This is a genomic window from Staphylospora marina (genome assembly GCF_003856495.1).
In the GTDB taxonomy this organism is placed as follows: domain Bacteria; phylum Bacillota; class Bacilli; order Thermoactinomycetales; family Thermoactinomycetaceae; genus Staphylospora; species Staphylospora marina.
Window position 1 is genome coordinate 2,224,429 of record NZ_CP034118.1, and the last position, 23,858, is coordinate 2,248,286.

23 protein-coding genes, 1 pseudogene and 1 riboswitch are annotated in these 23,858 nt (G+C 57.7%); of the genes and pseudogenes, 6 read left to right on the forward strand and 18 right to left on the reverse strand.

Annotated features, from left to right (window positions below; genetic code table 11):
• Positions 1–112 precede the first annotated feature (112 nt).
• On the forward strand, positions 113–283 hold the full coding sequence (locus tag EG886_RS13780) for a hypothetical protein (RefSeq protein ID WP_164491808.1): 171 nt from the start codon (positions 113–115) through the stop codon (positions 281–283).
• A 108-nt stretch (positions 284–391) separates the two neighbouring features.
• Here EG886_RS13780 and EG886_RS11035 read toward each other — a convergent pair whose 3' ends face one another.
• The 3 genes from EG886_RS11035 to EG886_RS11045 form a co-directional block, all read right to left on the reverse strand.
• A complete protein-coding gene (locus EG886_RS11035) occupies positions 392–1,159 on the reverse strand; it encodes an SDR family oxidoreductase (protein WP_124728181.1) in 768 nt (255 codons plus the stop codon).
• 141 nt (positions 1,160–1,300) lie between these two features.
• Positions 1,301–2,932, reverse strand: a complete 1,632-nt coding sequence (locus tag EG886_RS11040; protein ID WP_124728182.1) for an esterase/lipase family protein — start codon at positions 2,930–2,932, stop codon at positions 1,301–1,303.
• Between the two features lie 241 nt (positions 2,933–3,173).
• Positions 3,174–4,100, reverse strand: coding sequence for an RluA family pseudouridine synthase (locus EG886_RS11045; RefSeq protein WP_124728183.1), 927 nt, complete (start codon positions 4,098–4,100; stop codon positions 3,174–3,176).
• Between the two features lie 168 nt (positions 4,101–4,268).
• Positions 4,269–4,379, forward strand: a riboswitch (TPP riboswitch).
• A gap of 104 nt (positions 4,380–4,483) precedes the next feature.
• Here EG886_RS11045 and EG886_RS11050 point away from each other — a divergent pair.
• The 4 genes from EG886_RS11050 to EG886_RS11065 are packed head-to-tail and all read left to right on the forward strand — an operon-like array spanning position 4,484 to position 7,366.
• Positions 4,484–5,488 (forward strand): ABC transporter substrate-binding protein, encoded by a 1,005-nt coding sequence (locus EG886_RS11050; protein WP_124728184.1) that lies wholly within the window; start codon positions 4,484–4,486, stop codon positions 5,486–5,488.
• Positions 5,489–5,490: 2 nt separating this feature from the next.
• Positions 5,491–5,808, forward strand: coding sequence for a thiamine-binding protein (locus tag EG886_RS11055; protein WP_124728185.1), 318 nt, complete (start codon positions 5,491–5,493; stop codon positions 5,806–5,808).
• Positions 5,805–6,614 (forward strand): ABC transporter permease, encoded by an 810-nt coding sequence (locus tag EG886_RS11060; RefSeq protein ID WP_124728186.1) that lies wholly within the window; start codon positions 5,805–5,807, stop codon positions 6,612–6,614. The genes EG886_RS11055 and EG886_RS11060 overlap by 4 nt, the downstream gene beginning before the upstream one ends.
• Positions 6,611–7,366 carry an ABC transporter ATP-binding protein gene (locus EG886_RS11065; protein ID WP_124728187.1) on the forward strand — a complete coding sequence of 252 codons (756 nt, stop codon included), beginning with the start codon at positions 6,611–6,613 and terminating at the stop codon, positions 7,364–7,366. Before EG886_RS11060 ends, EG886_RS11065 begins: the two co-directional genes overlap by 4 nt.
• Before the next feature lie 158 nt (positions 7,367–7,524).
• Here the strand turns inward: EG886_RS11065 and EG886_RS11070 are convergent, their stop codons facing one another.
• The 5 genes from EG886_RS11070 to EG886_RS11090 form a co-directional block, all read right to left on the reverse strand.
• Complete coding sequence (locus EG886_RS11070) at positions 7,525–9,228, reverse strand: transglutaminase domain-containing protein (RefSeq protein WP_124728188.1); 1,704 nt, start codon at positions 9,226–9,228, stop codon at positions 7,525–7,527.
• Positions 9,229–9,403: 175 nt separating this feature from the next.
• Entirely contained in the window at positions 9,404–11,431 is a 2,028-nt protein-coding gene (gene ligA / locus EG886_RS11075; RefSeq protein ID WP_124728189.1) for an NAD-dependent DNA ligase LigA, read from the reverse strand.
• Positions 11,432–11,446: 15 nt separating this feature from the next.
• Positions 11,447–13,648 carry a DNA helicase PcrA gene (gene pcrA / locus EG886_RS11080; RefSeq protein ID WP_124728190.1) on the reverse strand — a complete coding sequence of 734 codons (2,202 nt, stop codon included), beginning with the start codon at positions 13,646–13,648 and terminating at the stop codon, positions 11,447–11,449.
• A gap of 117 nt (positions 13,649–13,765) precedes the next feature.
• Positions 13,766–14,473 carry a heptaprenylglyceryl phosphate synthase gene (pcrB, locus tag EG886_RS11085; protein WP_124728191.1) on the reverse strand — a complete coding sequence of 236 codons (708 nt, stop codon included), beginning with the start codon at positions 14,471–14,473 and terminating at the stop codon, positions 13,766–13,768.
• 131 nt (positions 14,474–14,604) lie between these two features.
• Positions 14,605–14,916: a YerC/YecD family TrpR-related protein gene (locus EG886_RS11090; protein WP_124728192.1), complete on the reverse strand. Its 312-nt coding sequence runs from the start codon at positions 14,914–14,916 to the stop codon at positions 14,605–14,607.
• A 339-nt stretch (positions 14,917–15,255) separates the two neighbouring features.
• Between EG886_RS11090 and EG886_RS11095 the strand changes: the two genes are divergently transcribed.
• Positions 15,256–15,693, forward strand: a complete 438-nt coding sequence (locus tag EG886_RS11095) for a peptidylprolyl isomerase (protein ID WP_124728193.1) — start codon at positions 15,256–15,258, stop codon at positions 15,691–15,693.
• A 62-nt stretch (positions 15,694–15,755) separates the two neighbouring features.
• On the opposite strand, the gene EG886_RS11100 is transcribed toward EG886_RS11095, so the two are convergent.
• The 10 genes and pseudogenes from EG886_RS11100 to rlmD form a co-directional block, all read right to left on the reverse strand.
• Complete coding sequence (locus EG886_RS11100) at positions 15,756–16,343, reverse strand: N-acetylmuramoyl-L-alanine amidase family protein (protein WP_124728194.1); 588 nt, start codon at positions 16,341–16,343, stop codon at positions 15,756–15,758.
• Positions 16,344–16,696: 353 nt separating this feature from the next.
• Positions 16,697–17,326, reverse strand: coding sequence for a nitroreductase family protein (locus tag EG886_RS11105; protein WP_124728195.1), 630 nt, complete (start codon positions 17,324–17,326; stop codon positions 16,697–16,699).
• Between the two features lie 145 nt (positions 17,327–17,471).
• Positions 17,472–18,086 (reverse strand): DedA family protein, encoded by a 615-nt coding sequence (locus tag EG886_RS11110; RefSeq protein WP_124728196.1) that lies wholly within the window; start codon positions 18,084–18,086, stop codon positions 17,472–17,474.
• A 249-nt stretch (positions 18,087–18,335) separates the two neighbouring features.
• On the reverse strand, positions 18,336–19,127 hold the full coding sequence (locus EG886_RS11115) for a hypothetical protein (protein WP_124728197.1): 792 nt from the start codon (positions 19,125–19,127) through the stop codon (positions 18,336–18,338).
• Positions 19,128–19,132: 5 nt separating this feature from the next.
• The gene (locus EG886_RS11120; RefSeq protein WP_124728198.1) at positions 19,133–19,852 is read right to left on the reverse strand and encodes an ABC transporter permease; all 720 of its coding nucleotides are present in this window, start codon (positions 19,850–19,852) and stop codon (positions 19,133–19,135) included.
• On the reverse strand, positions 19,849–20,709 hold the full coding sequence (locus EG886_RS11125; RefSeq protein WP_124728199.1) for an ABC transporter ATP-binding protein: 861 nt from the start codon (positions 20,707–20,709) through the stop codon (positions 19,849–19,851). Before EG886_RS11125 ends, EG886_RS11120 begins: the two co-directional genes overlap by 4 nt.
• A gap of 46 nt (positions 20,710–20,755) precedes the next feature.
• Complete coding sequence (locus tag EG886_RS11130) at positions 20,756–21,403, reverse strand: TetR/AcrR family transcriptional regulator (RefSeq protein WP_164491809.1); 648 nt, start codon at positions 21,401–21,403, stop codon at positions 20,756–20,758.
• A 321-nt stretch (positions 21,404–21,724) separates the two neighbouring features.
• Positions 21,725–22,136 (reverse strand): annotated as a pseudogene (locus tag EG886_RS11135) (nucleotidyltransferase domain-containing protein); the annotation flags it as partial.
• The gene (locus EG886_RS13990; RefSeq protein ID WP_241154448.1) at positions 22,111–22,299 is read right to left on the reverse strand and encodes a hypothetical protein; all 189 of its coding nucleotides are present in this window, start codon (positions 22,297–22,299) and stop codon (positions 22,111–22,113) included. The pseudogene EG886_RS11135 and the gene EG886_RS13990, both read right to left, overlap by 26 nt.
• Positions 22,300–22,451: 152 nt before the next feature.
• Positions 22,452–23,822, reverse strand: coding sequence for a 23S rRNA (uracil(1939)-C(5))-methyltransferase RlmD (gene rlmD / locus EG886_RS11145; protein ID WP_124728201.1), 1,371 nt, complete (start codon positions 23,820–23,822; stop codon positions 22,452–22,454).
• Positions 23,823–23,858: the final 36 nt, after the last annotated feature.

Genomic DNA, 23,858 nt, shown 5'->3' on the forward strand with positions numbered 1-23,858 from the left:
CTCTATCCAACTGACTGCTTATTCAAGAAAGATCCCATCCATGATTGCGCGGGCGGCATTCCGCTTCCCCGACAATGAGATTCTGTGGTATAGTGAGGCGGGGGTGAACGCTTTGAACCGGGATGCCGCAATATTCGCCTGTCGTTTCACCGGATTTGCCGGACTGGCCGCCAGCCTGTTCTTGTGGAAGGTGGCGGGGACCGGTTCGTTTCTCGCCGGTCTCGTCGGATCGGCCTGTTGGTTCGTGCTCGGCGAAACGGTCCGAAGGCGCCGGGGGCAATAAAAAGCCCGGCCCCTCCGGTTGAGGGACTCTCCCATTATAGCGCAAAATTGGTTCAGAAGGTTTGTCTGTTTTAAAAAATATTACAGTAGTATTACGTGAATCTTATTGCTATTTTACATGATACAGCCAATGGGTGAAACCCCCCGTCACCGGGATCACCGCGCCCGTGATCAGGTCCGAGTCGGGGTGGGCCAAAAACCGCACGACGCGGGCGATGTCTTCGCCGGTTCCCGGCCGGCCCGCCGGCGTGCGCGGATCGGTGTGCCCGCGGACATCGGCGATTTGTGCTTCCTTGAACGGATCCCGAATGTCGCCGGGCACCACCATGTTGACCGTGATGCCGTGCGGTGCCTCTTCCCGGGCCAGCGTCCGCGTCAACGACAAGAGTCCCGTTTTGGCCGCCGCATACGGGCCGTATCCTTCCCACCCCCCCATCTGCTCCACCTCGGCGTACCCGAACGTGATGATCCGCCCGAACCGCCTCTCGCGCATGCCCGGCACCACTTCGCGGATCAGCCGGAACACGCCGGACAGATTGCCGTCCACCATTTCCCGCCAGGTGTCGTCATCAAACTCCGTCAGCCGCTTCGGCCGGAACGTGAACGGTCCCGCCGCGCATACCAGAACGTCGACCCGTCCCCATGCGGACATCACTTCGTTCGCCATTCGCCGGACATCTTCCCCGTCGGCCACGTCTCCCTGCAACAGAAGACATTCCCCATGTATTTTTTCGATCCGTTCCTTCCATTTGTGTCCCGCTTCGACACTTTTCCGGTAATTGAGCACGATGCGAAATCCGTCTTCCGCCAGGGCACGTGCCACCTGCACCCCCAGCCCTTTCACTCCTCCGACGATCCATGCCACGCGAGTTTCCATTTCCGATCCCTCCTTGCTCCATTGTAACGGAAGGGGGAACGACTGCAAAAAAATTCCCGCCCTGAAACAGGGCGGGAAGATATGGACGATCTCCGGACCGCTTTTCAAACAGCTTTCACATGGGGCCTGCGGAAAACGTTCTCATTTCGAAACGCTTGCCGATTTCACGAACGTCCGGGTGAACGGCTGTCCGTCCACGGTTTTTCCGGTGATCTCCACCGTGATGTTGTACACCCCGGGGGTGCTCACCGCCAATTTGCCGGCATGGAGGTTCCGGCCGCTTGCGGGATTCAGGCGGAGATGCAGGGCCGAATCGGATTTCGTTTCACCCTGGACGGTGCGGACGGCTTTCACGTCCACCTTGACGGAGTTCGGGTCAATGCGTCCGTTCGTCAGTTTCACCTCGACCGGGACGCTTCCCTTGCCCAGCGCCGGCAGCTTCACCGTCACGGGCGACGTGCCGCCGCGCCATCCGGCCAACAGGAAGTAGGCATCCCGTTTGGGCGATTGAATGGTCAAGGTCCAGGAACCGCTTTCAGGTGCGGAGATCTTGAAGCCCTGGACGGACGCTCCGCGGAAAAACGCCTCGTCGGTCGAGGAACCCCACTCCCGGCTGGTGCGGTCATACGTTTTTCCGGAGGGAGACACCAGTTTCACTTGGACGTCCGGAGATTTGGTCAGCACGTGGAACAAGGCTTCCTTGGCCCCTTCATCCACGTGAATCGTCCGGGAAACGGCCGCTCCGGCGGCAAGGGGGCCTCCGTGCATGTACTGATTGACCGGCTCCGCGGATGCTTCCGTGCTCTCCAGTCCCTTCGCCGATGCGGCATTGGCGGTCACCGCGGACGATCTCAGCACCGATTCGATCCGTCCGAACACCGCGGACCCGGTGCGGATTTTGTCATGGTCCAGATCGGCGGTGAACAGATGGTTTCCGTACGGCAGGTAGGTGCTCCAGACATTGACCAGACCGTCATTGTCACCGTATTGGGACAGGTAGAGTCCCCCCATTTGCAGGGCGGAGAACAGCGGACCCCAGTTTGTCCCGGCTGCGGTGTAATACGTGTTTTTGGTGGCGTTTGCATGGCCGTCCGTCTGTTGACGGTACTGGGCCATTTGACCGGTTTGCAGGGAATAGGTGGCATCGGTTTTCTGCCCCAGCAGATCGGCCAGCCAACCGGCCCACCAGCTGTAGGCGAGATCCGCCAGATGCGACCCGTGGTGCGGAGATCCCAGGGTCACCACGCGTCCCACATAGGGGTGCGCTCCGTAGTGGATCAAGGCGGCCTGGGTGTCGGGACCTCCCTTGCTGTGGGCGACGATGTTCACCTTCTGACCGAAGTGATTGTAGATGCTCTGCAGCATGGATGCCAACAATTGGCCGTTGTCCCACTGGCTCTTGGGCGTTCCTCCGGCATCATACAACTGGACGAATGCAGTGCGATATCCTGCCTGATACGCCTTCTCGTACATGTCGTTCAGTCCGTGGTACTCCGTTTCATCCCACCAATCCTGGGCACGGCCGTTCATCCCCTGAACAAAGACGATCGGAGGCTTGGAAGGATCGGCGTTGGGCGGAGTGGCTCCGAGAAACCAAGTGCCCGGCGTCGTCACATTGGACGGAGGCGGAAGCTGGAGTGCGGACACCTCACCGTTTGCATTCACGATCCCCATCGGGGTCGGAGCGGGCGGCTTCCCGGGAGCTGCGGGGGCAAAACCGGTTGGCGCCAGCAGCAGTACCAAACACAGGAAGAAAGCCAACCATTTGCGCATGCTGTCAACTCCCCTCCAGAGATTGAAATATTTGGTTTGAATCTTTTTTCTCTTTTGTTTATTTCGACAATAATCGACATAAATCCTTTTATCCGTGAAATTTTTTTTCGGATCCGGAAACAACGGTGGCCGGGAGTGTCCGGAAGCTTCGGGACCCCGCCGGGCGCCGGTTCCGCCGATGAATGGCAACCGGCGCCGCGGACGTGAGAACTCCGGAACCCTGTCCGTGCCCGAACCGGGCTTACGTATCCGATTCCGACAATCGCTCCATCAATCGCCGCATGTCTGCCGGCAAAGGAGATTCCCACTCCATCCATTCCCGATGCCGGGGATGGAGCAAGCGAAGTCTGGCCGCGTGCAAGGCCTGCCGGCCGATCCATCCCTCCTCCTCTCCGCGACCGTAGAGCGGATCGCCGATCAGCGGGTGGCCGATGGACGACAGGTGCACCCGGATCTGGTGCGTGCGGCCCGTTTCCAGACGCAAGCGCAGCAGGGCAGCCCGTTCCCAAGCGTTCAGCACCCGGTACCGAGTGACGGACGGATATCCCCCCTCTTTTTCGGTCATCACCCGGTACAGCCCGGCCTCCGGGTCATGACCGATCGGGGCGTCGATCGTCCCTTCCGGCGGCTCCGGAATGCCGTGGCAAATGGCCTGGTATTCGCGCTCATATCGCTTGTGGATCATTTGCTCGGCCAGAAACCAGTGAGCCTGGGCATGTTTGGCAACCGCCATCAATCCCGACGTGTCCCGGTCGAGCCGGGTGACGGGCCGCATGGTGTGATGCTCCCCGCGCTGCTGCCAGTAATGCATCAGTCCGTTGGCCAAGGTGCCTTCCTTGTATCCGCGGGTCGGATGGACCACCAAACCGGGCGGCTTGTCGATGATGATCAAATCGGCATCCTCATAGACCACCCGAAATTCAACCGGTTGCGGCGGAAGATGTTCGGTCCGGTCTTCCGGCATGCGGATTTCCACCAAATCCCCTTTCTTCACCCGGGCCGTGAACCAGATCACTTCCCCGTTCACCGTCACCAACCGGTTCATCTTCAATTTGTTCATCAGCCTCCGGGAGAACCGGAAGCGGTTTCTCAGCACCTGTTTCAGCATCAAGCCGTCCTCTTCCGCCGTCACCCGATGGCTGAAGACGGGCGTTTCTTTTTGTTCCATTCCCACACCTCTGATGCCCCTTGTGAAATCACACGCCCCAGTATATCACACCCGGCAGACGTCGGGAGCGCATCTCCCGGTTCGCTTCCGCTTCCGTCCGCCGCTTCCCTCGTTCAATACATGGACAAACCCATGCAGTTTCCGTATAATGGTTTCATTGAAAACGCATACTTCTCGCAGGGGAGCTGGAGAATGGCCGGCTGAGAGTGTGCACCGATGCACAGACCCTTGTACCTGATCCGGGTAATACCGGCGAAGGGAGATGTGGAACCGGCTTCACGGAAACCGGCTTCATACTTGTCCGTTTGTGCCAGGCAAGCGATTGGCGCCTCCCGGATCGGGGAGGCGTTTTTGATTTGCATGCGCAAAAGGAGGAACATCAGATGCGATTCGGAAAATGGTGGGCGTTCGCATTGGCGGCGCTGCTTCTGCCGATGACGGCCTGTGCGGGCGAACCGGCCGGCAAAACCGGCGAGCAGGGGCTGAAAAAAGTGACCCTCGTCCTGGACTGGACGCCCAACACCAACCACACCGGTCTGTACGTCGCCCGTGACAAAGGATATTTCAAGGCGGAAGGACTGGACGTGACCATCATCCAGCCCGGGGAAACGGGCGCGGAGCAGATGGTGGCCACGGGCAATGCGGATTTCGGCGTCAGCTACCAGGAAGGGGTGACCCAGGCACGGACGCAACAGGTGCCCATCGTGTCGATCGCGGCGGTGCTGCAGCACAACACGTCCGGATTTGCCTCCCCGGCAGCCAAAAACATCACCCGCCCGAAGGATTTTGAAGGAAAAACCTACGGCGGCTGGGGTTCCCCGGTGGAGAAACAAATGATTTCCTCGCTCATGGAAGCGGATCAGGCCGATCCGAACAAGGTGAAAATCGTCAATACCGGAAACGTGGACTTCTTCACCGCCACGAAGAGAGACATCGATTTCATGTGGATTTACTACGGATGGACCGGCATCGAAGCCGAGCTGCGCGGCGAGAAGCTGAACATGGTCTGGATCACGGATTACGGCAAGCAGCTGGATTATTACACCCCGGTCCTGATCACCGGCGAGAAAACCGTCAAGGAGGATCCCGACACGGTTCGCGCGTTTCTGAAGGCCGCGGCCCAAGGATATGAATTTGCGGCCCAACACCCGCAAGAAGCGGCGGATATTCTCGTCAAAGCCGTCCCCGATCTGGATGAGAAACTGGTCCACAAGAGCCAGGAATGGCTGAGTCCCCGCTACAAGGCGGACGCCCCCGCCTGGGGCATCCAGAAACGGGAAGTATGGGAGAACTACGCCGCCTGGATGAAACAGCACCAACTGCTGGAAGGTGAATTTGACGCAGCAAAAGCATTCACCAACGAATTTCTGCCCCAAGGAGGAAAATGACCGTGGCGCGCACGCTGCTGAGCGTACAAATCCTGCCTCGCACCCCGGACGGCGGGGACGTGATTCCGTATGTGGACCGGGCCATCGAAGTGATCCAGGCGTCGGGGCTGCCCTTCCGGGTGGGACCGCTGGAAACGACCATGGAAGGAGAACTGGATGAACTGCTGGCCGTGGTGGCCCGGATGAACGAAGAAATGGTCCGGATGGGTTGTCCGAGCGTGATTCATCAGATCAAGATCTACCACAACACGGAAGGGGCCTCGATGAACGAGCTGACCCGCAAGTACGATCCGCCCGCCGGAGGCGGTGAATCGAAATGAATGCGGACAAACAGGGACGGCGATCACGGGCGAATGCCCGTTTTCGCCGGTATTGGCAGGGGGGATGGCCCCCTTTTCTCTTGGGAATGATCCTGCTCACGGTCTGGGAGACGGCCGTCCGGAAAGGCTGGGTGGAAGCATGGCTCCTGCCCGCTCCCTCGACGGTCGGGAAGGAATTCATCGCATCGGCGGAACGCATGTGGCCCGATCTTCTCTCCACCGCCACCGTCGCCCTGACGGGTCTCGCCGCCGGGGTGGCTGCCGGAGCGGTGTTCGCCTCGCTCCTTCATCTGTCCCGGCTGCTCCGCGCGGCACTCTACCCGCTCATCGTGCTGTCGCAAAACATTCCGCTCATCGTTCTGGCTCCCCTGTTGGTGATGTGGATGGGATTCGGCGATGAACCGAAAGCGCTGATCGCCGCCCTGGTCTGCTTTTTTCCGGTCACCGTGGCCGTGCTGGACGGATTCCGCCGCACGGATCCGGTGTTGATCTCATACATGCGAATGGCGGGCGCTTCCCGGTGGCAGCTCTTTTTCCTTTTGGAATGGCCTTCCGCCCTGCCTTCCTTCTTTTCCGGAGCAAAACTGTCGGCCGCCTACAGCGTGATGGGCGCCGTCATCGCCGAGTGGCTCGGCGCCGAGCGGGGACTGGGCATGATCATGCAACTGGCCGCTTCCTCGTTCCGCACCGACCGGGTCTTCGTCGCCACCTTGTGGGTGATTCTGCTGAGCTTGCTGCTCTTCTTCGCCATGGGATGGCTGGAGCGTCTGGCCGTTCGGGGAAAAGCGGGAGGTGATGCAGGATGAAACTGGAAGTGAACAGCCTCTCCTTTTCCTACGGAAACGAACCGGTGATCCGCGATTTGTCGTTCGGCGTGAAGGAAGGAGAGTTCGTCGCCCTGATCGGTCCGTCCGGCAGCGGCAAGAGCACGCTGTTTCAACTGATCGGCGGCCTCCTGAAGCCCGCCTCGGGCGACATCCGGCTGAACGGCCGACCGGTCACGGGCCCCCGCGGACACGTGGCCTACATGCCGCAGCAGCCCTCCCTGCTTCCCTGGCGAACGGTGGAGGCCAACGTCCGACTGGGCCAGCAGCTGGGAGGGGGCACGCCCGACCGGGAGGAGGTCAAACGGCTTCTCCGCGGAGCCGGACTGGAGGATGCCGCGGGCAAGTACCCGCATGAACTGAGCGGCGGCATGCAGCAGCGGGTGGCCTTCATCCGTGCGCTCGCCGGCCGGAAGGATCCTCTCCTGCTGGACGAGCCGTTCGGGGCCCTTGACGCGCTCACCCGTACCCGGATGCAGCAATGGCTGCTGTCGATGCTGCAAGCGGAACGCCGCACCGTGCTGTTCATCACTCACAGCATCGACGAAGCGCTGCTCCTGGCCGACCGCATCCTGGTCCTTTCGCACCGGCCCATGAGCCTGGTGCGGGAGATTTCCGTTCCGTTCCCCCGATCCGACCGGTTCCGGTTGCGCGGCAGCGCCGACTGGTTCGGGCTGCATCGGGAGATCGAAAACTTGCTCCTCCCGGAGCCGCCGGACATGCCATCCCCTTGATGCGGACTCGCACTTCCCCGCATCCCACATTTGCAAGGGGTTTCCGGGGAAAACCGCATTTGGTTCCGAAACGAACACCCCCCGCATGGATGGGATCCATGTCCGGGGGGTGTCGACTTTTCTTCCGGTCATCCCGCTTCCGGGAAGAACGACTTCCTTCAGTACGAGACACCGGTTCGGTGATGGGTTTTCGCAAACTCTTCGGGGTCGGGGTCAAACCAGCGTTCGTCATATTTCTTTACGTAACGTCCCTCCGGAGTGATGTACCCCGAACCCCAGGTGGGATCCATGATGATCCATCTGCCGTCGGCATAGGCTTCCACCCAGGCATGCCTCTGGTCTCCCGCTTCCCCCTCCACGAACCGGGACGGGATGCCGGAAGCCCTCAGCAGAGCCAGCGTGAGAAACGCGTAATCCTGGCAGACGCCGGACTTGGTCCGGAGGGATTTCAAGGCGCTGTCGTCCCAGGCAAAGGTGTTGTTCCGGAATTTGTCCATGTCATAGCTCATCGTTTGAGCCACGTACCGATAAATCGCCTTGGCCTTGGAACGGTTCCCTTTCACTCCCCGGGTGAGGGAAGCGGCCAGCTGTCGGATCTCCGGGTGATCCGACTCGATCCCCCTGGACGGGAGCAAGTGGCGCATGTCTTCCTTGACCGTGCTCTCCATGCGGAACCCGGCCACGGTGAAAAAGCGGAAGTAATCGCGGTTTTCCTTGGTGATTTCCGGAACGTACAGGGTGACTTCGTACGTGCCGGGTCCGAAGCGGAACCACACGTTTCCGTCAAAGCGGTGGTTGCGGATCGGAAGGAAGTAGGTCGCCTGATCGTTCCCCTTCTTGGTCTGCACGATCAGGTGGGTGGTCTGGGAGGCAAACTTGGCCTTCGGATCCACCGTTCCCGCGATGTTCATCGTCATGCCGGCCACGTCTCCGCCCGCCGTCGGAGAGATGAGCCGGATGCCCCGTTCCTCGTACAGCCGGGTGTAGGAAATCGGCTCAAGCACGCGCTCCGACAAATTTTCGGCGTAGAGGGTGGCTCCTTCCACAAACGTCCCCTTCTGTTTTTCCTCGGGAACCATCACCTGCACTTCATGTATTCCCCGGCCGTACAACAGGGGAATCCGTTCGTCAAACCGTCCGGCGCGAACGGGGATCACTTTTTTCCAGGATTGTCCGTCTTTTTTCACCCGGACCAGGAGTTCCCGCCAGGACGAAGCGACGGTTCCCTTGATGCGAAGCTCTTTCCAACCGGAAACGAGACCCGTGGTCGGCTCCTCCAGTTTGAGTCCTCCGTTGACTCCGGAGACGGAGTACGCGATGTCCCGTCCTTGGGAAGAATCCGTGTTGACCGCTTCGAAGGTGGTCATCGGATAAAAATAGGAATCGTTTCCCTGCCCGGGCAGCCGGACCTCCACCCGGTACGTGCCGGCTCCCTGAAACAGGCGAATCTTCGATCCGAATGTCCCGTCATTCAGCGGGAGATAGTAATCCATCCGGTCGGGAAGCGGATTGTCGGTCCGTCCCAACAACTGCACCCGGACCCAGACCAACTTCCGGGAAAGGTTGTGATGGTCGCCCACCGTTCCGGCGATTTCCAACGTTCCGTGTACCTCCACCCGTTTATCCTTGGGCGCGGACAACGACGCCTTCACCTTCTCGGCATACGGCTTCAGCACCGTTTTCGTCTGTGCGGTGTCTTTGTCTTTTGCCGAAAGGGAGCCGGGAATGGTCAGACCGGTCGTCTTTTCCCCGGGGGTTTTGCTCTCTTCAAGGATCGTCACGGCTTTTTCCCCGGCGAAGGCCAGCCCGGCGGCCGATGCCACCAGCAACATGGATCCCGCCAGTATCCATTTCCATTTCATGTGCAATCCGGCCTTTCGTGTCAAAGCTTCATCGCCTGCCGAAAAATACAATTTTTTCTACTTTTGGACATATCGACCACAAAATCCTTTTTTCACAAAGAAACCCCCTGCCCAACCGGGCAAGGGGTGGATGATGCGGCCTGCAGCCTGCAGGCTTTCGCTTTGAAGAAAGGGCTCAGGTTGCGACCCCTTCCGGGAGGTTTTTCAAAAACGTCTCTTCGTCCCAAATCGTGATTCCCAACTTTTTCGCCTTGTCCAGCTTGGAGCCTGCTTTTTCCCCGGCGATCAACAGATCGGTTTTCTTGCTGACGCTGCCGGTGACGTTGGCCCCCAGCGATTCGAGCAGAGCGGCCGCCTCGTTTCTGGACATCGACGACAAGGTGCCGGTCAGCACCACGGTTTTTCCGGCAAGCGGAGAATCTTTGGTTCCGGCCGTCGTTGTTTCGGCACCCGCCCCCAAATATTCCATGTTGACGCCGGCCTGTTTGAGCCGCCGGATGGTTTCCTTCACTTCCGGCCTTGCCATGTATTCGGCCACGGAAGCGGCGATTTTCGGCCCGATTTCTTCCAGCGAGGTCAATTCCTCCTCCGTGGCTTCCATCAGCTGATCCATGTGCCGGTAGTGGCGGGCCAGCACTTTGGCCGCCTTCGCCCCGACGAAGCGAATGCCGAGCCCGAACAGCAACCGCTCCAGCGAAAGAGATTTGCTGGCTTCCAGGGCCGCCAGGAGATTGGACGCGGATTTTTCCCCCATCCGTTCCAGGGAGACGAGGTCTTCTTTTTTCAGATCGTACAGATCAGCCACCCCGCGCACCAGCCCTTTTTCAAACAGCTGGGTGACCACCTTTTCCCCGAGTCCTTCGATGTTCATGGCCCCCCGCGACACGAAGTGAATGATTCCCTCGCGGGCTTGTGCGGGACATTCGGGATTGATGCAGCGGAGCGCCACTTCCCCTTCCAGGCGAACGAGCCGGCTGTGGCATTCCGGGCACTTTTCGGGCATCGAAAACGGGCGCTCGTCTCCGGTGCGCTTCTCGGTCAATACGGCCACGACTTCCGGGATGATGTCTCCCGCCTTTCGGATGATCACGTGATCCCCCAGCATGATTCCTTTGCCGCGGATGATGTCTTCATTGTGCAGGGAAGCCCGTTTGACCGTGGTGCCGGCCAGCCGGACCGGATCCAGGATGGCGGTGGGCGTGACCACTCCGGTGCGACCCACGCTCAGCTCGATGTCCCGGAGCACGGTGACCGCCTCTTCCGCCGGAAATTTGAAGGCGACCGCCCAGCGGGGACTTTTCGCGGTGTTCCCCATCTCCTCCCGCAAATCCAGATCGTCCAGCTTGACGACGACGCCGTCGATCTCGTACGGGAGTTCGGGACGCTTTTCGCGCCAGCGGTTCACGTAGTCGATCACGCCGTCGATGCCGTCCACCGTTTCCCGCTCCGGGTTCACCTTGAAACCGAGCGAAGAGAGCCAATCCAGCGCTTTTGTATGCGTGGCGGGCCGGTGACCTTCCATGTGGCCCAGTCCGTGAACGAACACGTCCAGCGTGCGTTCCGCCGCCAGTTTCGGATCGAGCTGGCGCAGCGAGCCGGCGGCGGCGTTGCGGGGATTGGCGAACAGCGGTTCACCCTTGCTCTCCCGCAGGGCGTTGAGCCGTTCAAACGCCCGCTTCGGCATGTACGCCTCCCCGCGCACCTCCAGGGTGACGGGTTCTTTGAGCCTCAGCGGCACGGAGCGGATCGTTTTCAGATTTTGCGTGATGTCTTCCCCGACCGTGCCGTCGCCGCGCGTGGCCCCGATGTCCAGCAAGCCGTCTTTGTAGCGGAGGGAAACGGCCAATCCGTCGATTTTCAGCTCGCAGACATAGCGGACCGGACGGCCTCCCGCAGCCTTTCGCACCCGGTCGTCGAATTCGCGAAGCTCTTGCTCGTTGAAGACGTTGCCGAGGCTGAGCATCGGGACCGGATGTTCCACCTTCCGGAAATGGGGCAGCGGCTCTCCCCCCACCCGCCGTGTCGGGGAGTCCGGCGTGCGCAGCTCCGGAAACCGTTCCTCCAGCCGGATGAGTTCCCTCATCCATTCGTCGTATTGTTCATCGGAGACGACGGGGTCGTCCAGCACATGATAGCGATAATCATGCTCCTCAATGATTTCGCGCAGTTCTTCCGCGCGCCGTTTGGCCTCTTCCAGATTCAAGCCGCTTCCCTCCTGTCACGCCTTTTGGATCGGGGCATACTTGGCCAGCAACTTCTTGACGCCGGTCGGGCTGGGAAACGCGATGACCAACTCCATGTTCTCTCCTTCGCCTTGCGTCTGCACCACCGTTCCGATGCCCCACTTTCCGTGTCGGACCCGGTCGCCCGCTTTCCAACCGAATTCGGTGTTTTCCGTCCGGACCGCCGTACGGGCCGTCCGTCCGGCAAACGGAGCTTCCTGCCGTCTTTCCGCCGCTCCCGTCCGCTCCAGCACGCCGGGCGGCAACTCCTGCAGGAACCTGGACGGCGGATTCATGCCGGTCTGCCCGAAGATGGTGCGCGTGCGTGCGTAAGACAGGTGCAGTTCCCGTTCCGCCCGGGTGATGCCCACATATGCGAGCCGCCGCTCTTCCTCCAGTTCCGACTCGTCGTCCAGGGTGCGGCTGTGCGGGAAAATCCCTTCCTCCATGCCGATGAGGAACACCACGGGAAATTCCAGCCCCTTGGCACTGTGCAGGGTCATCAAAGCCACGGCATCCCCGGGTTTGTCCGTACCGGCCGGCTCGTCCAGCATGTCGATGTCGGCGATCAGGGCCAGGTCGGTGAGGAACGCCACCAGCGACTTGTCGTCGCTCCGCTTTTCGAATTCCTGGGCCACGGAAATCAGCTCATCGATGTTCTCCAGCCGGCTCTCGGCCTCGATCGTGTTTTCTTTCTTCAGCTCCTCGCGGTAACCGCTTCTCGCCAGCACTTCTTCCGTCAGTTCCGACGCGGACAGATACTCGATCATGTTGTGCAGTTCACGGATCAGGCGAACAAATCCGGCGAGGGCCGTTTCCGCCCGTTTGCCGAGACCGATCTCTTCCAGCTCCAGAAGGGCTCCGAACAGGGAAAGCCCGTGTTCCTGCGCATACCGGGAGATCTTGTCCATCGTGGCCGCACCGATTCCCCGTTTGGGCACGTTGATCACCCGCCCCAGGCTGAGATCGTCGTGCGGATTGACGATCAGGCGCAGGTAAGCCAGCACGTCCTTGATCTCCTTGCGCTCGTAGAACTTGATGCCCCCCACGACGGTGTAGGGAATGCCGCTCTTCAGCATCACGTCCTCGATCACGCGCGACTGGGCGTTGGTCCGGTAAAGCACGGCAAAATCCTTGTAACTCCGTCCTTCGCGAACGCCGTCGAGAATGTGCTCCGCCACGTAGTGCGCTTCCTCGATCTCACTGCCCGCCTCGAACAAACGGATCGGCGATCCTTCTTCGTTTTCCGTCCAAAGATTCTTCGGCTTCCGCTCCGTGTTGTGTGCAATGAGATGGTTGGCAGCCTCAAGAATCCGCTTGGTGGAACGGTAGTTTTGTTCCAGTTTGATCACTTCGGCATCGGGCCAGTCCTTCTCGAAGTTGAGAATGTTGGAGATGTCGGCGCCGCGGAACCGGTAAATCGACTGGTCCGAATCCCCCACCACGCAGATGTTGCGGTGCTTTTCCGCCAGCGTGCGGATCAGCGCGTACTGGGCGTGGTTGGTGTCCTGGTACTCATCCACGTGGATGTATTGGAATTTCCGCTGGTAATAATCCTTCACTTCCGGAGCGACGTCAAACAGGCGAATCGTTTCCACCAGCAGGTCATCGAAATCGAGCGACTCGTTGGCATGCAGTTTTTGCTGATATTTCTCGTACACGTCCGCGGCCACTTCCTCCAACAGGTTGCGGGCGCGCATCCTCATCGCCGAAGGACCGGCCAGCACGTTCTTGGCCGCGCTGATCCTTCCCAGAATCGCTCTCGGTTCGAACTTTTTCGGGTCCAGGTTTTCCTCTTTCAGGATTTGTTTGATCACCGTGAGCTGGTCGGAGGTGTCCAAAATCGTGAAATTGCGGGACCGGCCCATCCGGTCGATGTCCCGCCGCAGGATGCGCACGCACATGGAGTGGAACGTCGAAATCCAGATTTCCTCCGCTTGCGGTCCGACGAGACGGATGATCCGTTCCTTCATCTCACGGGCCGCTTTGTTCGTGAACGTGATGGCCAGGATATTCCAGGGATGAATGCCCTTCTCCGCGAGCAGATACGCCACCCGGTGCGTCAACACCCGTGTCTTGCCGCTTCCGGCGCCCGCCAGGATTTGCACCGGGCCTTCCGTGTGCAGAACCGCCCGCCGTTGCATCGGATTGAGTCCGGCGATCAGTTGTTCCGCCGGTTTTGCCGGTTGATTCAGCATGTCCGTCACCCTTTCCCGTCAACATGTAATCCGTCCCCTTTTTCCAGCACCGGGACTCCCGAAGCCCGGCGGACGCGATTTCCCGCTCCGTTTCCGCCATTTGCCGGTCCTGCCCCGCTACTTCCGACGGGTCTCTTTCACCCATCCGACGGTTCGCACCGCTTCCTCCGGCCGCGCATACACGAGGTTGCCCACCACCACGGTGTCCGCCAGCGCGGCCATCTCCCTCGCCCGCCGTTCATCCGTGATTCCCCCGCCGTAAAACAACCTGGCATCCGAAAGCGACCTTCGGGCTTCCCTCACCCATTCGGGGTCACCGTAACGGCCGCTGTACTCCACATACAGCACCGGCCAGCGGAACAGCCGGTCCACCAGCCGCGCGTAAGCAGACGCCCCTTCCGGCGGAATGTCCGTCCGCGCCCGGGTCAGACGGCCCACCTTGGAATCCGGATTGAGCACCACGTAGGCCAACAGGAGCAGGCGATTCCACGGGATCAGATCTCCGTACCGGCCGATCGCATCCAGGTGTTCCCCGATGATCCATCCCGGGTCGCCCGCGTTCAGCACGGAGGGGATCAGCCACCCGTCAAAACCGGGAACCACCGCCGACGCGTCCGACACTTCCTGCACCACGGTGACCGGTTGTTCGGCGCGGATCCTCGAAAGCAGTTGCCAGGTGTTTTCAAAGGTGACTCCGTCCGTCCCGCCCACGATGATCGCATCCGTTCCCGACCGGATGATCATGCGAAGCGCTTCATCCGACAGGGGACGGGCGGGATCCAGTTTGAACACATGCCGCCAACCGGCCGCCAGCTCTCTGAGCATCGGTTTGTCGTCCCTCCGAACCTTGGAAAAACTGCAATCCCATTATATCACCGAAAACACGTTCGCCACAAAAGAAAACTCCGCATCAGGGTTGCGGAGTGTGAATGCCTGTTCGCCGGACACGGACGGCATTACGATGCGGAGTCGCCGTTGTCATGGCCGAGCCTCTCCAGGACCAGTTTGTAGCCGTCCGTTCCGTAATGCAGGCAACGCTTGACGCGTGAAATGGTGGCCGTGCTGGCGCCGGTTTCCGATTCGATCTGGTTGTAGGTCGAACCGTCCATCAGCATGCGGGCCACTTCGAGGCGCTGTGCCATCGATTTGATTTCCCCGACGGTGCACAGGTCGTCAAAAAAACGGTAACATTCCTCGATCGTATTGAGCTTCAGGATGGCGGAAAAGAGTTGCTCCACTTCCCGCCGGTTGAGTTTGTCCAATTGCATCCGTCCATCCTCCTCGTGGAAGGAAAAACCCTTTCATCCTTTAACGCTGCACATTTTCGACAGAAAACATTTCAGATCCTGTCCCATTTGCCAAGATGATTCCACATCTTATTGTAATCCCCGTGAGGATTCCTTCAATGATCATTCTTTTCCACGGTGAAGCAAAAAACAATCATCGCGCATCCGCCCAACAGCGACGATTCGCCCCCTATTATAACGGATCCCCCGTCTTTTCGCATGTCCGGGGCGGCCCGAATCAGGCGGACAACTTCCGTTTGAACCGCGAAGTTCCCGTCTGATATGATGGGAAGAGCATGTCCTTGGAGAGGAGAGACGCACATGGCCATCAAAGGAAGCATCGAACTGGAAAACGGCGGCAAGATCCTGATCGACTTTTTCCCCGAAGCGGCTCCCGTGACGGTGGAAAATTTCCGCAAGCTGGCAACCCAGGGATTCTACAACGGCTTGATCTTCCACCGCGTCATTCCCGGATTCGTCAGCCAAGGCGGCTGTCCGCACGGGCTGGGCACGGGAGATGCCGGATACACCATTCCGTGCGAAACCGAAGGAAATCCGCACAAACACGTGCCGGGTGCGGTTTCGATGGCGCATCGCGGCCCGAACACCGGCTCTTGCCAATTTTTCATCGTGCATGAACCCCAACCCCATCTGGACGGTGTCCACACGGTGTTCGGCCAGGTGACCGAAGGCTTGGAACACGTCCTGAACATGAAGCCGGGATGTGTCATGAAAGAAGTGAAAGTCTGGGAAGAGTGATGAAAAAAAGACTGCTGTCCGTTCTTTTTCGGGCAGCAGTCTTTCGTTTGCAAGCACGCATGTCACACACTCGCCTCTTCCCTTTTCCGGCATTGGTAGATATGGGCGATGCCGTCGGCAATGCATTCCGCATATTGCTCCAAAAACGCCTCATCAGACAAAATTCCCTGTTCCCGTTCCCGGGTCAACCACAGAGACGCCAGGGCGATGGCCGGCATTCGGGCCCGTCTCAGTTCGGGCAATTGCCCGCACTCGGTTTCTGTGTCATTCTTTTTCCCGAGATCACACACACCGTATTTCCTCAGGAAAGAAGCCACCCTGTTGTGAAGCCAACACTGGATTCGCCTTGTCTCGGATCCGGCGATCACGCTCACATACGTGGCAAAGCCGGATCGTCCGGGACGATCGGAAAAATGGGTATGCAGACTGATGAACAGGTCCGCATTGCGGTCGTTGGCGTGACGACCGCGCTCTTCCGGGGTCACGTCCGCGTCGCGGGAGCGGGTCATGGTCACCCGGATCCCCTCGTAATTCAACAACTTGCGTCTCAAACGAAACGCCAGATCCAGGCAAACGTCCTTTTCGGTCAAATATTGCCCGACCGCACCGGTGTCGGACCCGCCGTGTCCCGGATCCAGACAGATCAGCATGGAGATGTCACCTCGCGCGTCTCATGATGGCAAACCAGACGGATCGAGACAATGATTCCTGTTTTCAGCGTTTCCCGTCAATCACTATACCAAAACCTTCGGTGAGGAAAAAGGGAGATCCCGTGACATCGCACCAAACAGTTTCCGACATTGTTATTTGCCGTCAAGGGACTTCTTCCTTCCGACACAATGCCCATTTCCGCTCCTCCTTCCGCATGCAGGGGAATTCTTCCTTCCCGCGATGAACCTCCCACTTACTGGTTACCCTTCTTTCGCTTGTCCAAAAGTCATTTGCACAAAAAATCGGCCGCCCATTTTTCGGGCGGCCGCCACCTGCACAACTGCCGGATCGCTCAGAAGCTTTCGCGGATGATCAGTTTGTCGACCGGAATGCGGGAGGACGGGCGAGCCGGAGCCGCCGGCTTGCCGATGACGATCAGCATCACGGGAATGTAACGCGGCGGAATGTTCAGGACTTCCGTCAGTTTCTTTTTGTCGAATCCGCCCATCGGGCAGGTATCCCAGCCTTTGGCCTTGGCCGCGAGCATCAGCTGCATGGCGGAGAGAGAAGCGTTCAGAATCGCTTCATCCCGGGCCAATTGCGGATTTTGGTAAGCGGCTTCCACCTGTCCGTGCAGGGCATCATACACGTTTTGCGGCAAGGTGCCGTTGTCCACGGCGGGTTTGTACACGGTTTCGAAATTCTTGTCCGCTTCCAGGTCCCCCAGGATGACCACCGTGGCCGACGAATCCACCACCTGCTGCTGATTGTAGGCGATGGGCAGGACTTTCTCTTTCATTTCCCGGGAGGTGATCACGAGATACTTCCAGTGTTGCAGGTTCCACGAGGAAGGAGCGCGCCCGGCCAGCTCCAGGATCTCACGCAGCTCTTCTTCGGGAATCTCCACGCCGGGTTCGTATTTTTTCACGCTGCCGCGTGCTTTCATCACGTCGATGGCAGATTGTTCGGTCCGTACGCTCATCGGGTCAACACCTCTCGACTGGAGAAATGAATGGTCTGAATCATGAAGGATGTTCACTCTGACCATTATACTGCAAAAACGCACGCATGAGAAAACCAAAACCCCCGGAAATCTCCGGGGGTGAGAAGTCGGTGCCCGGCGCGGGTCAAGCCCGGCGGGAGCGAAGACGTCGCATGTACCAAAAGGCTCCGATCACGACCAATGCACCGACCACGACAATCACGATATCCTGGTACACGCTCATGTATTCCAGCACGCTGTCCCAATTCTCGCCCAATGCCGCACCCAGATTGACCAGAACCACGTTCCAGATCAGGGAGCCGACGGTGGTGAACACGAGGAACAAGGCGAAATTCATGCGGGCCATTCCGGCGGGAATGGAGATCATGCTGCGGAGAATCGGGACCATCCGGCAGAAGAACACCGTCCAGATGCCGTACCGGTGAAACCAGGCATTTGCCTTGTGAATGTCTTCTTTTTCCGTTCTCAGCACATGCCCCCACCGTTCCACGATCTTCTCCAACCGGTTCACGTCCAGAATCATGCCGATCAGGTACAGCATGATGGCACCGACGACCGAACCGAGCGTCGAAGCGATCACCACGCCCGTGACGGTCAAATCGGACTTGGTGGTCATGAACCCGCCGAACGAGAGCACGATTTCCGAAGGAATGGGGGGAAACAGGTTTTCAAGCGCGATCATCAGAAAAATGCCCAAATACCCGAACTCTTCCATAAACTCCGTGATCCAGTTCTCCATGACAAGCCTCCGATTTTCCACATATGATCCAGGACTGAGAAGGCTCCCGAACAAGCATCCGCCCCCGGTCGGGGGCGGAGAAACAACCCCTGGCTCCGCGCGGCGTCACCGGCGCGGACCGAAATATTTCACTCGGTTAATATACCAGAAAAACGGCCGGATTGAAACCCGACCGCGCGTCCGTCGTCAGATATTCACAAATCTTTGACGGTTTCATGCGAGATTTCCGCCTCACGTATCACGTATGCACTAGTACCGCGCTTTCTTCAGAAAAATCCCGTACGCGGCAATCAACAGGATCACGTTGTACACCCCGCCGATCAGCAGGTATTTTGCAAAGCTCAGATTGGCTTCGTTTTCCACCGGCAGAAATTGGAGAAGCATCCCCTTGATCGCCCAAAAATTCGGAAAGATCCCCAGCACATATTGCAGCCCCCCTTGAAAAGTCTCAAGAATCATCAGGGCAGGAACCAATGCCAGGAGACCGGATCCCTTGATGAAAGCAAATCCCTCCACTTTGTTCGCGGCAAACGCGGCCTGCAAAAGGCCCAGCGCGGGAGTGAAAATCCCGTGAATCACGGCAAAGAAAACGATATGAGACATGTCCGTCCGTTCAAAAAGCGATGCTCCCCAAACCGTGTATTTGTCACCGGCGATCCACTTCGTCCCGGAGAGGATGACGATGATCCCGAGCACTGACATCAAGTAGATATATGTCATTTTGAATGCCAGATATCCGGAAGCCCCGACGGGAGTCACCGCAATCGTATTCAATGTATGTTCATCCTTGTGCTCCACGAGCAGAAAGGCGGCCATGGCGGCCAGGAAAAATGACCCGAAAGCCAAAATGACAACGAGCATCAACAGCATGGTCACCTGAAGCGTGGATTCCTGCACCGAATCCATCGATTCGATGATCTTCGGAAACACGAATGAGGACAGGATCAACACGATTACCGGAAACAAACACATATAGAGATTGACGGGATCCCGAAAAATCGTTTTTGCCTCATAGGTGAATAGCGACACATATTTACGCATGGAAATTACCCCTTTACCGCATGCCCTTTGAACTTGGGATACACGGCAAATTTGAAAAGCACGGCGGACAGAATCACCAGATACAGACACGCCGCGATCATCAACGGCGGATCGTAATCACCGCTCACCACGGAAGTGATCAGATGGCTTGCGGCATGGGACGGCGAAATCATGAGCAGCCATTCGTACTTTGCATCGATGACACCGAAGCTGAACAAGATGCTCGGAACGGTGAACAGGAACATGTAAGCGACCAGCAGTCCGAGCATGGAGGGAAAGTCTTTGCTTTCAAGGCAAAGCACGAACCCGATGGCCGCATGGGCCGCACCCGCAATGACCACGAACAACAGCAACACCCACCAGTTGAACCGGATTCCGTGAATGAAGAACAATGCAGCGGACGTGACAACGGCCGATTCGACGGCGAGCACCATGGCCGCAATGGTTTTGGCTGCCAGAATGTGTCCGGGAGAGACCGGCAGGACCATCATGGTCCGAATGGTTCCTTCCTGCTTTTCGAGATGATGAAATGCCCCGAGCAGCAGGATCGACATGGCGGCGACATCCACGAAGATGAGAAGCGGAGCGATTTCACGCGCTTCGTTTTCGGTGAGGTACACGAGCAACACCATCCATACCACCGCGGTTGCCAGACTGACGGGAAGGATCTTGTACGTCACCATCCTCTTCAATTCACCTGAGACGAGCTTGGTGAATTTGCTCATTTCGGCTCAACTCCCGTCACGTGAATGAAAATTTCCTCCATCGACGTCTCCCCGCTGTGAATGGTCTCGATCTCCTTTGTTTTCAATAGCTGATGAAATTCTTCGTTGAACCCGATGCCGTCGAGGGGAAACCGGGCACCGGCAACGGATCCGTTCTCCCGGTATTCCACTTTCACTTCTCTTTTGCCGTATTTCAGTTTCAAATCCCGGGGTGTTGAGATCTCCATCAGCCTGCCGTTTACGCAAAATGCCACCCGGTCACACAGCTGCTCCACATCATTCATCAGATGGGTGGTCAGGAACACCGTACCGCCACTCTCCCGGTATTCCACGATCAAGTCTTTGATGATTTTGGCGTTTTTCGGATCCAGCCCGTTGGTCACCTCGTCCAGAAACAGGACCCGGGGATGATTGAGCATGGCGCGCACAAAGTTCAGTCGTACCTTCATCCCCTTGGAAAATTCGCCCACTTTGACATCCCGGTATTCCCAGAGGCCGACTTTCTCCATCAAATCCCGGATGTCCGCGGTCTTTGCGTAAAATTGAGAAAAAAATTTCATGTTCTCCAACGCGGTCAATTTGGAGAAATGGACGGGCATTTCGAATCCGACACCGATTTCCTCATAAAATGAGTGGTCCAGGGACTTGAGATTTTTGCCGAAATACTCGATGGTTCCCGAGTAATTCTCCAGAAGTTTCACCAGGATTTTCTGGAGGGTGGATTTCCCCGCTCCCGAAGGGCCCAACAGCCCGAAAATTTCTCCCTCATGAACATCGAAAGTGATTCCTTTGAGGGTATCCTTCGCGGAAGACGGATATTTGAAGCACAAGTCTTTCACATGAAAAGCGATTCCCATGACGGCTCCCCTTTCCCGTTTGCTTTGCGAAAGTGATCCTGATGATTCATTCGGAGTCCGGGGGTCTGTTTGCCGAAATTCCGTCCCGGATCATGTCCACCACTTGGTTGGCGGTGTTGAGAAACTCATCCGGTTCTTTGGCAGAAATCAATTTGTGCAGATTGGAAAACAGGATCTCAATCACCCCGGTAACAAATTCGGGAGAATAACGGTTGTCGATCTGCCCCGATTGCATCGCCTGACGAATATATTCATGGAAATACCGGCTGGAATCGATCGGAAAAAACGCATACAACCGGTTTCGAAATTCATCGCTTTCCTCCAGCACTCTGTTGAACAGGTGGTGGAGACGTTCATCTGCCAACATGAAATCCATGGTTCCCTTCATGATCTCTTTGAGCGAATCGAAGAAATCGCTGTTTCCGTCCGCTTTTTGGCGCATCGATGGATAAAAGTAGGAAACCTTCTTTTTGATGATGATGTCCATCATGGCCAAATACAGCCCGAACTTGTCTCCAAAGTGATGATACAGGCTCCCTTTGCTCATCCCGGAGTGCTTCAGGATGTCATTCAGCGATGCATCCTCATACTTTTTCACGGAAAACTCATCAATCGCGGCCTCCAGAAGCCGCGGATAACGCGGCAACGGATTGCCTTCTCCCAGAATTGCACGGTAATCGAACTTCTTTCTCACGGAAAACACCTGCTTCGCCCCGGTTGTACCGGTTGGTCTAGACCATCTGGTTCAATCATACCATGACGGGGGTTGTCATTGTCAATCCACCCATTTCTTTCAGACATCGACCATGACGCCTGATCATCAAAAAAGGGTTTCCGACATGGTCCCCAAAGACTCTCCATGTCCGAAACCCCTTCGTTTACAGGCTTTTCCGTCTGTAGATCGCCACGCTTCGCCAAATGTCATGCATATGACGTCGCCAAGAAAAAACATCCGGATTTATGCAGACTGGCAAGAAATAACTATAAACGAACAAGTCACTCCTTTGGCCATCAGTTGCTTAACACCAGTCAACAGAATCGTCAAATCAGGATCATAAGTTGGGCCGGGAATAACACCCTTTTCAAACTGATCTCTCAGCCACTCACCATACAAAAACTCATATTTGGGAGGATATCGCCAAGGAACGACATCATTTTGATTGATGACCGTCACTTCAAGTGGTCTCATTCCTTTTTTGTTTCCCATTTTTCCAGAGATCATCATCAGCTGATCAGTGTAGTTCTTTTCGAGTTCTTTCCGATAAATCGTGATTCGTGACCACCAAAATATCCACATCGCTGTCCTTGCGCAAACCTTCCATGACAGCAGAACCGGTTAAATACACAGCCACCAATATCCCATCAAGCAACTCCTCCATCATTTTCAATGCTTGAATGGCTTCATGTGGTATTTCTTTGTGATCCATTTTTCAATCGCGAGTCCTTTTCATCGAAATTCGGTTCATGACACCTTTCTCCCGTATCCAAGGTCAGGACAAGCGATGGCTCAATCGACAGAATTCTTCTCAGCGAACAGTATATATCCCATGATTGGTTTGGCGTAAGACCCGGTACAGAGGTAGAGCCCATATGCTCAATTTGCAAAGCTTTGCTGCCGAGTGCTGAACGGATCCGGTTCTCTCCAAGAAAAATCAGGGTTTCCTGACATTGTCACTTCCAACTGCCGATCGCTTAATGTCCGGAAACCCTTTGTTTGTCTTGCTGAATGTTCAACCCTGACGTCAATCCGGCCTTCTCATCCATGCGACGCACTCCACATGCCCCGTCTGCGGGAACATGTCGACCGGCTGCACTTCCACGGTCGGGTAGCCGAGTTCCAGCAGCCGCTTGGCATCTCTCGCCAGTGTGGCCGGATTGCATGAAACATAGATGATGCGCTTCGGCCGCATGTTCACCGCGGTCTCAAGCAATTTCGGATCGCATCCCTTGCGCGGCGGGTCCACGACAATGACATCGGGGCGGATGCCTTCCTCCAGCCAGCGGGGCATGACATCTTCGGCGGCTCCCGTCTCAAACCGCACGTGCCGGATCCCGTTTCGCTCCGCGTTGCGCCGGGCGTCCCGGATCGCTTCGGGGACGATTTCCACCCCCAGGACGCGCTTGGCCCGATTCGCCAGATACAGGGCGATGGTGCCCGTGCCGCAGTAAGCGTCGATCACGGTCTCTTCTCCGGTCAACGCCGCCAGTTTGACCACCTGGTCGTAGAGGACCCGTGTCTGCATCGGGTTCACTTGGAAGAAGGAATGGGGGGAAATGGTGAACTCGACGTGGCCGATCCGGTCGATGATGCAGTCTTCTCCCCACAAGACGCGGTTTTCCGGTCCCAGAATCACGTTGGTCCGTCTTTCATTGATGTTTTGCACGAGCGACGTCAGGTCGGGCAGCCGTTTCACGAGCCCGTCCACCAGCCGGCGTTTCTTCGGCAATTCCGGACCGTTGGTGACCAGCACCACCATCAGCTGTCCCGTGGTGGCGGAACGGGCCATGACATGCCGGAGCACCCCCCTGTGCGTCTGTTCGTTGTATACGGGAATGCGCAATTCACGGACCAATTCCTTGACCGCCCGGACCACCCGGTCATTGGTCGCATGCTGGATCAGGCAGGACTCCATGTCAACGATCTCATGAGTGCCCGGGCGGTAAAATCCGGCGACCACCCGCCCTCCGCTGACGCCGAAGGGTACCTGGGATTTGTTGCGGTACCGCCACGGATCCTCCATGCCGATCACGGGATGGATCACCACATCATCCATACCCGCGATCCGCCCGAAACAATCCTTGACCTGTTTCCACTTGTGCCGGAGCTGCGCTTCGTAGGTCAGGTGCTGGGACTGACAGCCGCCGCATGCCTCAAAAACGGCGCATTTCGGTTCGGTCCGGTCCGGATGGGGTTCCAGCACCTCCAACAGTTTCCCCCGGGCCCAGGTTTTCTTCACCTGCGTGATGCGGACACGCACGAACTCCCCTGGCACGGCAAACGGAACGAACACGGCAAAATCCTCGTATTTCCCCACTCCGTTCCCGTCATGCGAAAGACCGGTGACGGAGAGAGAAATGACTTGTCCTTCTTTCACGGGAGGTTGCGATTTCATGTCACGTTCGACTCCTTGAAGCGCAAAAACGTCCAT